The 12,331-nt window shown below is 58.5% G+C and carries 13 protein-coding genes and 2 pseudogenes; 9 read left to right on the forward strand and 6 right to left on the reverse strand.

All coding sequences use genetic code 11. The features are described 5' to 3' along the window. A partial coding sequence (locus tag A3C3_RS0131385) for a hypothetical protein (RefSeq protein ID WP_022718519.1) occupies positions 1-414 on the forward strand: 414 nt, incomplete at its 5' end. 141 nt (positions 415-555) lie between these two features. On the opposite strand, the gene A3C3_RS0131390 is transcribed toward A3C3_RS0131385, so the two are convergent. Further along, positions 556-1,218 (reverse strand): TetR/AcrR family transcriptional regulator, encoded by a 663-nt coding sequence (locus A3C3_RS0131390; RefSeq protein ID WP_022718520.1) that lies wholly within the window; start codon positions 1,216-1,218, stop codon positions 556-558. Positions 1,219-1,390: 172 nt separating this feature from the next. Between A3C3_RS0131390 and A3C3_RS0131395 the strand changes: the two are divergent. The 4 genes and pseudogenes from A3C3_RS0131395 to A3C3_RS39720 all read left to right on the forward strand — a co-directional run. Next, positions 1,391-1,603: pseudogene (locus tag A3C3_RS0131395) on the forward strand (sulfite exporter TauE/SafE family protein); the annotation flags it as partial. 388 nt (positions 1,604-1,991) lie between these two features. After that, entirely contained in the window at positions 1,992-3,185 is a 1,194-nt protein-coding gene (locus A3C3_RS0131405) for an HlyD family secretion protein (protein WP_051154540.1), read from the forward strand. A gap of 39 nt (positions 3,186-3,224) precedes the next feature. After that, entirely contained in the window at positions 3,225-4,823 is a 1,599-nt protein-coding gene (locus tag A3C3_RS0131410; RefSeq protein WP_022718523.1) for a DHA2 family efflux MFS transporter permease subunit, read from the forward strand. Positions 4,824-5,245: 422 nt separating this feature from the next. After that, positions 5,246-5,587: a hypothetical protein gene (locus A3C3_RS39720; protein ID WP_022718524.1), complete on the forward strand. Its 342-nt coding sequence runs from the start codon at positions 5,246-5,248 to the stop codon at positions 5,585-5,587. A gap of 238 nt (positions 5,588-5,825) precedes the next feature. Here A3C3_RS39720 and A3C3_RS0131420 read toward each other — a convergent pair whose 3' ends face one another. The 4 genes from A3C3_RS0131420 to A3C3_RS0131435 form a co-directional block, all read right to left on the reverse strand. Next, positions 5,826-7,277 carry a CYTH and CHAD domain-containing protein gene (locus A3C3_RS0131420; protein WP_022718525.1) on the reverse strand — a complete coding sequence of 484 codons (1,452 nt, stop codon included), beginning with the start codon at positions 7,275-7,277 and terminating at the stop codon, positions 5,826-5,828. A 551-nt stretch (positions 7,278-7,828) separates the two neighbouring features. Then, positions 7,829-8,038, reverse strand: a complete 210-nt coding sequence (locus tag A3C3_RS0131425) for a hypothetical protein (protein WP_022718526.1) — start codon at positions 8,036-8,038, stop codon at positions 7,829-7,831. Positions 8,039-8,280: 242 nt separating this feature from the next. Beyond that, positions 8,281-8,952 (reverse strand): RES family NAD+ phosphorylase, encoded by a 672-nt coding sequence (locus A3C3_RS0131430; protein ID WP_022718527.1) that lies wholly within the window; start codon positions 8,950-8,952, stop codon positions 8,281-8,283. Then, complete coding sequence (locus A3C3_RS0131435) at positions 8,949-9,473, reverse strand: MbcA/ParS/Xre antitoxin family protein (protein ID WP_022718528.1); 525 nt, start codon at positions 9,471-9,473, stop codon at positions 8,949-8,951. Before A3C3_RS0131435 ends, A3C3_RS0131430 begins: the two co-directional genes overlap by 4 nt. Before the next feature lie 301 nt (positions 9,474-9,774). Between A3C3_RS0131435 and vapB the strand changes: the two are divergent. Beyond that, positions 9,775-10,009, forward strand: a pseudogene (vapB, locus tag A3C3_RS44160) (type II toxin-antitoxin system VapB family antitoxin). A 390-nt stretch (positions 10,010-10,399) separates the two neighbouring features. On the opposite strand, the gene A3C3_RS0131445 reads toward vapB, so the two are convergent. Next, positions 10,400-10,753, reverse strand: coding sequence for a MarR family transcriptional regulator (locus A3C3_RS0131445; protein ID WP_022718530.1), 354 nt, complete (start codon positions 10,751-10,753; stop codon positions 10,400-10,402). 93 nt (positions 10,754-10,846) lie between these two features. Between A3C3_RS0131445 and A3C3_RS47420 the strand changes: the two genes are divergently transcribed. Genes A3C3_RS47420 through A3C3_RS0131455 form a run of 3 tightly spaced genes read left to right on the forward strand, consistent with a single transcriptional unit; the run spans position 10,847 to position 12,330 of the window. Beyond that, positions 10,847-11,368: a hypothetical protein gene (locus A3C3_RS47420; protein ID WP_084797079.1), complete on the forward strand. Its 522-nt coding sequence runs from the start codon at positions 10,847-10,849 to the stop codon at positions 11,366-11,368. Between the two features lie 3 nt (positions 11,369-11,371). Further along, the gene (locus A3C3_RS0131450) at positions 11,372-12,034 is read left to right on the forward strand and encodes a lysozyme family protein (protein ID WP_022718531.1); all 663 of its coding nucleotides are present in this window, start codon (positions 11,372-11,374) and stop codon (positions 12,032-12,034) included. After that, entirely contained in the window at positions 12,031-12,330 is a 300-nt protein-coding gene (locus tag A3C3_RS0131455; RefSeq protein WP_022718532.1) for a TrbC/VirB2 family protein, read from the forward strand. Before A3C3_RS0131450 ends, A3C3_RS0131455 begins: the two co-directional genes overlap by 4 nt. Position 12,331 lies beyond the last annotated feature (1 nt).

A 12,331-nucleotide genomic window follows, 5' to 3' on the forward strand; every position in this document is an offset into this window, starting at 1 on the left:
GGCGCCGGGGGACTACTTGCCGGGCTGGGCCTTTTGGCCATTCCAGGCGTCGGGCCTGTCGTCGCAGCCGGTTGGCTCGCCGCGACCGCGGCTGGCGCCGCCGCTGGCGCAGTTGCTGGCGGAGTTACAGGCGGCCTGATTGGAGCGCTCACCAGTTCGGGAGTCTCGGAAGAGGATGCTCACCTCTATGCGGAGGGCGTGCGTCGGGGCGGGACGCTCGTGACTGCAAGGGTGGAAGAGGGTCGGGTCGCTGAAGCCGAAGCCATCCTCCAGCGCTCCAACTGGGTGGATCCGAGCGAACGCCGCCGTGCCTATATGGAGGAGGGCTGGACACGGTTCGACGACAGTCTCGATCCCTATAGCCCCGAGCAGATCGAACAGGAGCGGAACCGCTACCGCCGTAACGCACTCTAAAGAAAGGGCCAGATCGAGCACACCATTGACTTGGTGACCGCTCTGCTCATGGTGTCCCGCGATTGCGTTAAGCGGGACGCCTTTTCGAGGCCCTGGCTACCCGCGTTGCTGTTTGGGACGACCGCGCCAAGACAGCCAGTGTCATGAACCTTCATTCATTCGGATGCAGCCGTCGACGAAGAGATGGGCGCATGCGCGGGCTCTGGCTATAATCTCGTCGTCGGAGATGTCGGAGACCTGTCCCAGCATGACAGCGCGCTGGGGTTCCATGGCCATCATTCCCCGCAGCATACCGGTCGCCAGCGGGACGTCGTCGAGACGGACAGCCTTCAGCTCCACCTGTCTTGTCAGCCAGTCTTCCATCGCCTTGCTGGTGCGCTTGATCGCTTGTTCGTAGAACACGGACGCGATCTCCGGAAAGCGATCGGACTCACTGAGGACAAGCCTCGTGATGATGATCGTTTCGGACGACAGGGTGAGCCGTCCGTAGGCGGCCAGAAGACGTTCCAATCCTTCCTGAAGAGATAGTCCAGACAGGCTCTGGGAGTCGAGTCCGAGAAAATACCTGCTGATCTTCGTCGAGATGACGTCGGAGAACAGGTCCGCCTTGGCGGGGAACAGCCTATAGAGCGTCTTGGTCGAGACGCCCGCGGTCTGAGCGATCGTGCTAATGCTGGCGGACGCATATCCAGCTTTCTTGAACTGGTCGTTCGCCGCGTCGATGATGACGCGTCTCGTCTCCTCGTCGGACCGGACCTGCGGTCTGCCGCGCGAACGTTTCTCTACCTGGGCATTTTGCTGCATCTTCAATTCCAATGTTGCCGTTGGCACACCATAGTCATAATTTAGGAAAATATCAAGTTTCCTAAATTGTCGAATGTTCGATGCGAGGGCAATCCATGTCGGTATCGTTTCCAGGCGGCTGGAAAGCCGTCAGCACCGAGCGGGATCGTAAAACGACGGCCGGCCGGAACCCAAGGCGCTGCCATGGCTGCTGCTAGTGAAGCCGACCGCCGATGTCTGGATACTGATGATGATTTGCCTGTTTGCTATCCCTAGTGGCGTTACCCTGGGCTGGCGGCTTCACGGCATGTTGGACAAGAGTCAGATCTATCGCGCTTGCTACGGATTGTTAACTTTAACGGCGGTGAAATTGCTGTGGGACGGCGTTTCCGGATTTTTCGCGTGAGCGCGAATGCCATAAGGAGATCCAGGCCTCGTTCCTTCCTCCAGATTGGATCGGATCCTTGGGTCTCCTGATCGGAAGTCCCGATCGGAATGCCGATGCTAAAACCCGGCGCCGGAGCCACAGTTTCGGGCCGTGCGAGCGACCAAGCGAAGGCCCACCAGCGCTTTCGAGCCGAAGGCTATGCCTGAGCCGTGCTCGCGATCGCACCCATTTCCTGTCCGGCCATCCGGGACTGCGGACGGTCACTTTTATTTTGGAACATGATAATTTTCCAAATTCTTCTTGACATCGCAAAGATAGCGCATATTTTGGAAAATAGAAATTTTCCTTAATGGGACCAAGCGGCTGCGGCCCAAGCGACGGCAACCGAAAATCAGGAGTGATCTCAATGGACGAGAACGTTATCGCACTGACTGGCAAGCCCGACCGCAAGGCTACCGTATCCGAAATACCGGCACAGCCTGCAACTGCGGAAGCCGCGCAGCCGGCTATCGCGACACCGGTTGCCGCGCCGACTGCTTTGATCGACGCCAAGAAAAAGGGCGGCGGCATCAAGAAGCTCGCAATGAGCGTCTCGCTCTTCGCAGTCATCGCAGGCGCTGCCTACTACGGCCACAACTACTGGACGGTCGGACGCTTCGAAGTCGCGACCGACGACGCTTATATCAAGGCCGACAACAGCGCGATCGCGCCCAAGATTTCGGGTTACCTTGCCAAGGTTCTCGTCGGCGACAACCAGACCGTCGAAGCCGGGCAGGTCCTTGCGACGATCGACGATCGCGACTACGCGACGGCGCTCGAGCAGGCGAGGGCGGACGTCGATGCGGCGCGCGCCACGGTCGACGCCAAGAAGGCTGCGCTCGAAACACAGCAGTCCGTGATTGCGGCTGCACAGGCGTCCGTCGAAGTCGACCGCGCCAACGAGACCTTCGCCGAGCAGAACGACAAGCGCTATTCGCGGCTTGCCACCAACGGCTATGCTCCGGTCCAGACGGCGCAGCAGGCGTCGGCCCAGATCGCTGCCAACCGAGCCACCACGGCTCGCGACGTTGCGGCGCTCGAAGGAGCGATGAAGCAGGTTGACATCCTCAAGGCCGAACTGGCCCAGGCGGCCGCTGCGCTGGCACGCGATCAGGCGATCCAGCATCAGGCCGAACTCAATCTTTCATACTCGAATGTCGTTGCTCCGATCGATGGCGTCGTCGGCAACCGCACTCTTCGCGTCGGCCAGTACGTCCAGGCAGGCACGCAGCTCATGACGGTTGTCCCGACAAAGGCCGCGTATGTCATCGCGAACTACAAGGAAACGCAGTTGACGGACGTGCACCCCGGACAGCCGGTCGACATCGACGTCGACATGTTCCCCGGTCATATCTATCACGGTCGCGTCGAAAGCCTGGCCCCTGCCAGTGGGCAGGAATTCGCTCTCCTTCCTCCGGACAACGCGACGGGCAACTTCACAAAGGTCGTGCAGCGCATTCCGGTGCGCATCGTGCTCGACGTGGAAAGTGCAGCCTCGGGCGATCTCCGCCCCGGCATGTCCGTCACCCCAACCATCGATACCAAGACCGGCAACGAATAGCCGCCCGGGGAACCGACAAGGATCCAGGAGGATCAAGTCATGACTAACGTCACAGCGTTGCCGACATCAGCCGCAATACCGGTATCGGCCGGCTCGCAGAAGGCCGGCGCCAAGGAATGGATCGCCGTTCTCGCAGGAATGATCGGTGCCTTCATGGCAATTCTCAACATCCAGATCACAAACGCCTCGCTTCTCGACATCGAAGGCGGTATCGGGACGGGAGTCGACAACGGAGCTTGGATCTCGACCTCGTATCTGATCGGCGAGATTATCGTCATTCCACTGACGGCATACTTCAGCAGCGTGTTCTCATTCCGCAGATACATTCTGGTGAACACGATCCTGTTCCCGCTTTTCTCGATGGCGTGCGCCTTCACCCACGACCTTAATTCCATGATCGCGATGCGTGGCCTCCAAGGATTCGCCGGTGGCATCCTCATTCCCATGGCATTCACCATGGTCCTGACGAAACTGCCGAAGCCGCAGCAGCCGATCGGCCTTGCGATCTTCGCACTGTCGGTCACCTTTGCACCTGCGATCGGCCCGACGATCGGTGGCTACCTGACCGAGAACTACGGGTGGCAGACGATCTTCTTCATCAACACGATCCCCAGCGCGATTATGGCGGTCGCGCTCGCCGCGACCCTCGACAAGCAGCCCATGCGTCTCGACCTTCTACGCGAAGGCGACTGGGCGGGCATCTTCACCATGGCAATCGGTCTGGCCGCACTGCAGACGGTACTCGAGGAGGGCAACAAGGACGACTGGTTCTCGTCGCCGTTCATTCTGAAGCTCAGCGTCGTGGCGTTCGTATTCCTCGCAGCGTTCATCTGGATCGAACTGACTGTCGAAAAGCCACTCGTGAAGCTGCGGCTGCTCAAGCAGCGGAACTTCGGTATCGGCGTTGCAGTCAACGTGCTCGTCGGCGTCGCTCTATTCGGCACAGTCTACATCCTTCCCCAATATCTTGGGCAGGTGCAGCGCTACAACGCGCAGGAAATCGGCAACGTCCTGGCATGGACAGGCCTGCCGCAACTGCTGCTTATTCCGCTGGTTCCGATCATGATGAAGCGTTTCGACGCCCGCTATATCGGCTTCCTTGGCATCAGCATCTTTGCGATTAGCTGCTTCATGAACGTCATGCTTTCGCCGGACAATGGGGGCGATCAGTTCTGGATCCCGAACATCGTGCGAGCCATCGGCCAGGCACTCGTGCTGACGCCGATCACCGCGATCACGACGGGCAGCATCGCCCAGGCGGACGCTGCTGCGGCTTCAGGTCTGACGAACATGCTGAGAAACCTCGGCGGCGCCGTCGGCACGGCCACTCTGGGAACCGTCCTCACAAAACGCGAACAGTTCCATTCGAACATCATTGGCCAGTCCATCACGGCCAGCCGAGACGAGGTCAGGCAGCGCCTCGACCAGCTTACGGGCTACTTCCAGGCCCACGGTGTCTCGGACCACGCCAAGGCTACGGGCCAGGCGGTGGTCACTTTGGGCAGGATCGTCAAGCGCCAGGCCCTCATCATGGGCTTCAGCGACACGTTCGCGGTCATCGGCGTCGTCCTGGCGATCGCAGCGGTCGCGCTTCTGCTTACTAAGCGTACGAGTGGCGGCGGCGCCGGAGCGCACTGAGGCCGCCACCCGCTATACCTCTGCATATTGTGATGGCACGGGAGATGGTCGCTCTTCGGATTGGACCTGCCGTCTCCTGGGCTGGCCTGGCCGGACCGAGGGAACAAAGAAATCTATCGGCTGGCGCTCTTTCAGACGGGATGCGCGACGACGGGCCCATGATCTTGGACGCAAACGCAAACCGAACGCAACGCTGACTCTCGTATCTTCTTCATATCCGATCTCCGATCGGCTGCAACCCAGAATAATTTACAGCTGCTCAAGGCACCTACAACTCCATGCCGTCATTGGGACGGAGTGAGGCTTGTCGCGCGACGCCCTGTCGTGGGCGCGAATTGTACTTCTATTGCGCGCGGTGATTTTTGTGTATGACGGTTTTGCGACAGAAACTGTCGCGATGATCCTTGGAGGGAAGAGGGAACGTGAGCGAAAAACGGAAACGAGTTTACGAAGCGCTTTTGGATGGCGCCACAGAAGGTCTTTCCAGCAAGGCGCTCTACGATTTCGTGCTGCGCCGCTGTCCTAAAGCCACCAGCAAGAAGATTGTGCGTGCCTCGCTTCTTGCTCTTTCGGATCCTCACGTGAGGGATAGGAATGTTCTGCATACCATTTACGCGCTTGCGATAGCGCACCGAATGGATGAGGTCGGGTCGGCGAGTGATCCCGATGATGAGGAAGATCCTGCGGAAAAGAGCCCGGTTCTGCGCAAGCTGAAGAAGAAGGCCCCCTCCGCTTCGGCGCCTCGTGAAGCAACTCCGAATTGAACTTGGCACCTTGATCGTCCAGCACCAAGAACAAGGTATTCACCAATAGCTGCTATATTCGGGAGGACTGATCATTCTCCTCGCCAATTTCAAGCTATAAGCAACAATCACTGTTTCATTTCGGGAAGCGACCCGGAACTGTCACGGTAACCGAATACAGTGCTTACATCTGGTTGGGCGTTTTTCCCCCTTGACCAGACCGCTCTCTTGCCCGCCGTCGGCGGGCTTTTTTCACCATTCAACGCCAGAACCGTTTTGCATCCACGACGTCGTCGAGCGCGGTCTGTGCTTCATCGATCAAGTCTTGCTTGTCGGCATGCGAGATGACCGAGCTCGCAGCCGGATGATCTTCCAGACCATGCTTCTTCAAGACGCTTGGCCCTGTTGCGAGGTCGTTCAGAGCGCCAAGGTGATCCTGCAGGTCGCCCATCGCCGAAATGAACCGCTTGTGGCGGCGCACGCCGCGTTTGTCGGGAAAGAGCGAGCCGAAGAACTCGGCTGCATACCTCAGTTTCTTAGCATCCTTACGAGCCTCGTGACGTTGTTCGTCGTCAACCTTTGCAAGGGCACGGCCATGCTTCTTGAGCTTCTTGCGCATCCGGTCGAGCGCCTGACAGGCGAAATCGACGGCCGTCCCATTGGGATCATCGACGGTCTCCGGCCGGTCGAGGTACTCACCGCAGTGAAGCCATTCGTTGAAGTCGAGCATCAGGGAACGGGCGCGCGAGGACTGAAGGGCGTCGATGACGTTGTCATAGGCGGCGTTGCGTGCACTCTTCAGCCGGTCATGCATGTCGGCATCCTTGGCCTTGACGAGGAGAACGTCCAGGTTTCGGGCGTCGCCTAGTGTTCCCGCCAGCCATCGGAGCTCATCCTTCAGGCGCTCTGCTTCTGCATCAGCAAGCAGCGGCTTGTAGAGTGAAAAGGCAGAGCGGAGGCGTCTGAGCGCCACGCGTGACTGATGGAGAGCCTCCGCATACCTTCGGCAAAGGAGGACATCCTCATTCAGCCTGAATTGCCGGAAGCAGGATTGAGCGATGGCTTGAAAGGATCTGACCGCGTTCATGTTCCGGTCCAGATCGACGGGTTCCGCCTTGAACATGAACTGCTGCGGCCCGATGAGCTGATAACCACGGCCCGCCTTGGACTGAACGCCGAAACGAACGGGCGCAACGGCTTCGATCCGTCTTGCGAGAACGAACAGATTTTGGCTGTCACCGTCCTTCAGCTCAAGCTCGACCTCGCAGATTGGTGTTCTTCGCTCTCCCGAAATCACGGTTCCCTGGTCCACGACCACCTCGATCTGTGATCCGTTCTCGATTGGGTTCCAGACCCGTCTGTCAACCTGGACAGCGAACTGGGGAGCGACGTCAAGGTCAGGTCCGAACTCGGTCTGCAGCGGACTGGAATGATCTAACTGGGGCGTGTTCGCGGTCAAAGGAGTCTCCCACTCCGACCGTGCGAAGAGCGAGGCGCTTGATCCTGTCGCCTTTACCGTCTGCATCAAGGCCTCGCCGGTGCGGCGGATACGCAGGGTGAAGCCTGCCTTGAAGAGTTGATGATCGGGCGTGTCGAAGTATGTCGAGTGCTGGCTGAGGACGTCTTCGGGCTCTCCGAGAAAATCGGAAGCGAGCAGCTCTTTGACTGCTTCAGGTGACAGCTCGAGTTTCAATTCGATTTCGGCAGCCAAGGATGATCTCCAAGGTTCGTTCGAAGCCAGCAGATAGTTCAGCCGTGTCACGGTATCATGAGGGCGAGATGTGAGCATGTCATTGTAGTGGAAAAGATCGATCTTGCCGAGGCTGGATTCGAGTTGACCCGTTCACCAGGGTGCCGTCCGCTTGACGAGCATGCGCCCATCGAAGGACGACGATGCTACAGGATCGATCGCTATCGCAGCCGGCCCGGATTGCAAAAGCTGCTCCAAAAACTTCGATGATGCGCAACAATGGTGCTTCGCGGCCAGAAATCAGCCAGAAGTATAAGTCACGTTCAATCATGCTTTGATTTCAATGAAGGACGCCACTTTTTCTTCGGGCTTCCTGAACGCGCGACCAGCGGCACAGAATGTGATCTCGGTCGAGGACCAGAGAACGCGACTTATGCCTGTTGGTCATCCCGAGCGAGGCAGGATTTTCGTACAAATGAAACCACTGCCGACTGATCGTCGCCGGGACACCAGCAGCCTCCAATTGTTTTCCCAGAACGAGGGAGAGCTAATGCGGATTTTGGTCCTGCGTTTCAAAGATCGCACGTCGGTATTTTGCGAGACGCGCCACACTTTGCGGACATCAATAGGTCAAGGTCGGTGGAGGATGGTCCGAACTTCTCATAGAGGCGCTTTGCCTCTTGCTCATCGAGCCGGTATTTCCTGGCAAATTCGTTCACACTGTACGGACGGCCGCGCATAACCTTTCGCAGCGGCTTCTCCGCATTCAAGACATTGGTCATGATGTCCTCCTCTGACATCCCCGAGGGTGCGCATATCGGCGGTGAAAGAGTTGACTGACGCCAATGCCAGCCTGAACTTCACCTACGGGATGAAGTCACCAACGCATTCGCTGACTGATTGTTTCGTCTCATGCGTTTAAGGCCGCCTTGGAATCTGCCCTTCTCCGCGACTTCATTCAGGGCGTTCTTCTGCAAACTGACGACCTTGTGCATTGCAACAAGCCGCACAGATGTTTCTGTCGTTAGGCGGCGAGCCTTTGGACATCAATGCGTCGATCGTCGGCGGAAACGGTGATCTCGAAGTGGTCGGCCTGCACAACGTTGCGAATGTTCCGCGGCCGGTGTGCGACAATGTTCACGCCGGCTCTGCGCCGCAGGCTGTCATAAAGGATGCCGGCCGCGCCGTTCGAACGCACGTGCTCACCAAGCGCTTGCGACGCGGCGTAGCAGGTGCCGTCATAGATCTCGGGCCGCAGCATCTGCTCTCCACGAATGTCGAGGTAATCTCCAAGCAGGATGGCCGTGTAGCTTCGATAGGTGCGCGTCATCGTTGCCACACTCCGCGCAACAGCTTCGCGCCGAAGATGATGGCCAACCTCGGCTGCGGCTGTGCGGAGATCGTCGGCGGCATACCATGCGCCGAGATCGGGGCCGTTAAACCGCATTCCTCCCGGCGCAACATGGAGAAATGCCGCCATCACAATACTGGAATTGGGAGTGCCGTAGACCCATTCCCCCTGGGGGAGTCGTTGGATGCGGTCGGCAACAAGACGGTCATTGGTCCAGCCGGCAAGCTCCATCACGGCTTCGAGATCGGCCGCCGTCGCAACGGTATCAAACAGCCCGATTGGCGGAAATCGTGATGGGATCAGCCGGTACGAAGGATGCGGCGCCTGAGCAAAACGATCAGTCACCGGAAGACGACGTCCCCGTCTTCGTAAGGTGTGAACGTTTCGTCCAGGATGTTCGGATGCATGTAGATGCCACCCCTTGCCGCATCGAGAAATCGTCGAATCGTCATCAGGCCGTCCTGCGTTCCGCTCGTCAGGACGTCGAGCGGGGGCTGGCCGCCGAAAACAAGCGCTTCATGCGGCCTCCGCAGCCACGCGACGCCGAGGCGTTCATCGGGAAACAGGATCCCGAGCGCCTGATGAATCCCGAGCACGGCCGAGATCCGAATGAGGGTGTCGACGTCAAGCGTGAAGGCACCATGTTCGCGCGCTTGCTTGGCCCAGTTGTGATAAGTGGACCGGGACGGGTAACCTAGCACAAGCAAGCGCTGCTCTTCGCTCAGGCCCCACAGATCGGCGATCGCCAGAAAGGTTCGCAGAGCCGGGGCACTCAACCTTTTGCGGGTTGCCGGAGCAAACCGGTCGGTTTCCAGGCGCTCCGGCTGATGCCTGTCCTGTCGCTCGGTGCGTCGTGCGTGCGGCATTATAGCCTCCAGTCTTGAACTAGACATAGCCCAAATCTGGACATACGGCAAGGTCCATTTGGAGCGTCGGTCCGATGAATGCCTGCCCGACGATATTGGCGTTGAGGAAGTCGCCATCACCTTCGGCCCTTCCGACGGCGCGCGCCCAACGGGCGGCAGCCGGGTCGACTAGGTTCACACAGCCCAGGCGAACTGATGCCGAGGAAGAACACGCGCCTAACAGGCCTATCCGCAAAGCTGCCTTTTAATTCGGGGGTTGCAAAGTTATGTATTTCCCAATTGGATATGCAGGAGATGCACCCTGACCAGCTCCACGGTTTTCATCAGTAATCGCAGCCAGCCGGTCCGGCTTCCCAAAGCCGTCGCCTTTCCCGAAAACGTGCATCAGGTCGATATTTTCAAGATCGGCCGCAGCCGGGTAATCGTGCCGCAAGGCAAGCGGTGGGACGATCTGTTTCTGAGCGGGGCCGCGCGTCAGCGAGGATTTCCTGAGCGAACGTAAGCAACCGGCAGCGGAAGAACGTGAGCCTTTCTGATGCTCACCTACACTACATGCTCGACACCAATCTCTACATCTAGGTGATGAAAAACCACCCGCTGGCGCTTCGGCAAAAATCCAACACGCTGGCCGAACAGCTTTGATATCGAGCATCACGCTCGCAGAACTGCATTACCGGGCGGAAAAATCGGCTGGCCGGGGGATAGCCTGCGATAGCGGCGGGAACCGCGAAGATCACGGCGATGGCAAAGCGCAGGATCGGTGAGCGCAGCGCAGCATAGAGGTAGGCAACGAAGCCTTACGACGTCACGCCAGCGAGAAGCCCGACAATGCCCGCGCCGACTATTTGGCTCAGGCGACAAAGGCGAATCAGTTGCTCTTAATTAAGGCGCTATAAGTCGCCAGCGATGTCACCTTGGCCAGGATCCTAACTCCCCTGGAAGCTGCGAATTTTCTCCAGGATCTCTGGGGCGATCTCAAACCGTCGCGCCTTGCCGCGCCCCATCGAGTTCTTCACGAAGCTCTCCGTCAGGAGACCGCGCCCGACCAACGGGTCTACCGTTTCGGTTACGCCGGTGCGCGTCAAACCCGTAGTTTCGACGATATTTGAAAGCGTTAGCGGCTGATGCCCCTGGTGCATGATGTAGAGGACACTCATCATGCCGATCTGCTTCAACCGCGACTGAGGCGTTTCATCCTCCAGCGGATTGTCAAAAATCTCGTGGAAGATGAAGGCTGAAAAGGCAAGGTTGTGCCATTGAACGTTGAGGGCTCTTGTCATCTGTTTAACTGCATAATATAAGGCTGTATAAGTTTCCAGACGACACAGACGCCGGCGGGCATCGTTGGCGTGTTGATTTTGGAGGGACGGCTCATGAAAAACCTTCTGATCAGGACGTTCGTGGCTCTTCTCAATGCCTCGCCATCATATCTCATTTCAGGGAGTCATGCGCGGGCAGATGATTGGGGATGCGAGGTTATCCTATGCCTTTCCAATCCCGGCGGCGCAACGCAATTTACCGAATGCCGCCCGCCGATTGAGAAACTATGGCGAGAACTTGCAAAGGGGCACGCATTCCCGAGCTGTAACGGCCTTGGTTTTACGGCATCTGCGCCCGGTTACGCCCCTTACTATTGCGACAAAGGCTACCGCTTAACGACGCGATATAGTGATCGCGGACGGCAGGTAAGCTGCATCTCGACCACACCGCAGACTGTCTCAAACAATGAATGTTACTCAGACAGCGATCGAGGAGTTCATTCATCCGCCTGGCACTGGAACGACGGGCAGCGACAGTGCCGGCGCTACGTGACAATGCAGCCGCATATGCGCGCGAGGCCGCACTACGTCGACGTCACCATTGACGGGATCGGCAACCAAAGGGTGTGGTACTAAGCAATGCCAGTCGCCTTCGTAGATCTTGCGCAGGCATGCGCTCCCAACATTGCGATCGAGACGATCGCTGCAGTTGTTAGCCTGGAGAGCAGTTTTCATCCCTATGCCATCCGCATCAACAGTGGCCCGCCGCTTTCGGATCAACCGGCATCGAAGGCGGAGGCAATTGAGCTCGCCACTTCGCTCGTTGCGGCTCACCAGGACATCCAGATCGGTCTTGGCGGTCTCGGCTTGGAGGAACTGCACAAGCTGAAGCTTTCCATATCGGATGCGTTCGATCCCTGCCTTAACCTCAAGGCCACCGCCACTCTTCTCCATGGGTACTATCGCCTTGCCTTGCGCGTAGGCGCCGATGCGGCACAAGCGGAAAACATCATGCTTCAGTCTCACTACGGCCGAGACGATCCGTCGTTGGGCAAACTGGTGCGATATGACGAGCAGGTCCGCGAGGAAATGGTCCGGCTGTCCCCCAAAGTGGCGTCGCTTTCCATTGCCGAGCCGCGCATGGAAGCGCGCTTCGAGAAGCCCGCAGACATTCAGGACGTGTCAGCGGTCGCAAAACGCCTTCCCCAAGCTGATGAGACCGCCTCATGGGACGTCTTCAATTCCTGGCGGCGGTCTTCGGTTCTCGTGTTTCAGAATGATCGATCGGAGCAAAGTGAATGACTTCAAAATCCAGCCTTCGCCCTGTCGCTGCCTCTGCCTTGATGGCCGCAACTATCGTTGCCTGCATGGTCGAACCGGCCTTCGCCCAGGCCGCAGGCATCGAAACCGTCCTGCAGAACATCGTCGATATGCTGACCGGCAACATCGCCCGCCTGCTTGCGGTCATCGCCGTGATCATCATCTGCATCGCCTGGATGTTCGGCTACATGGATCTGCGCCGTGCCGGCTACTGGATCATCGGCATCGGGGGGATCTTCGGCGCCACCGAACTGGTGAACACCATCGTCGGGAGCTGAG

The sequence above is a fragment of the Rhizobium mongolense USDA 1844 genome (assembly GCF_000419765.1).
Classification (GTDB): domain Bacteria; phylum Pseudomonadota; class Alphaproteobacteria; order Rhizobiales; family Rhizobiaceae; genus Rhizobium; species Rhizobium mongolense.

What these genes read in the sequence shown, in the direction of transcription:
- A3C3_RS0131390 (WP_022718520.1), bottom strand. Translation starts at nt 1,218, where the DNA reads ATGCAGCAAAATGCCCAGGTAGAGAAACGTTCGCGCGGCAGACCGCAG.
- A3C3_RS0131405 (WP_051154540.1), top strand. Translation starts at nt 1,992, where the DNA reads ATGGACGAGAACGTTATCGCACTGACTGGCAAGCCCGACCGCAAGGCT.
- A3C3_RS0131410 (WP_022718523.1), top strand. Translation starts at nt 3,225, where the DNA reads ATGACTAACGTCACAGCGTTGCCGACATCAGCCGCAATACCGGTATCG.
- A3C3_RS0131425 (WP_022718526.1), bottom strand. Translation starts at nt 8,038, where the DNA reads ATGACCAATGTCTTGAATGCGGAGAAGCCGCTGCGAAAGGTTATGCGC.
- A3C3_RS0131435 (WP_022718528.1), bottom strand. Translation starts at nt 9,473, where the DNA reads ATGCCGCACGCACGACGCACCGAGCGACAGGACAGGCATCAGCCGGAG.
- A3C3_RS0131445 (WP_022718530.1), bottom strand. Translation starts at nt 10,753, where the DNA reads ATGACAAGAGCCCTCAACGTTCAATGGCACAACCTTGCCTTTTCAGCC.
- A3C3_RS47420 (WP_084797079.1), top strand. Translation starts at nt 10,847, where the DNA reads ATGAAAAACCTTCTGATCAGGACGTTCGTGGCTCTTCTCAATGCCTCG.
- A3C3_RS0131450 (WP_022718531.1), top strand. Translation starts at nt 11,372, where the DNA reads ATGCCAGTCGCCTTCGTAGATCTTGCGCAGGCATGCGCTCCCAACATT.
- A3C3_RS0131455 (WP_022718532.1), top strand. Translation starts at nt 12,031, where the DNA reads ATGACTTCAAAATCCAGCCTTCGCCCTGTCGCTGCCTCTGCCTTGATG.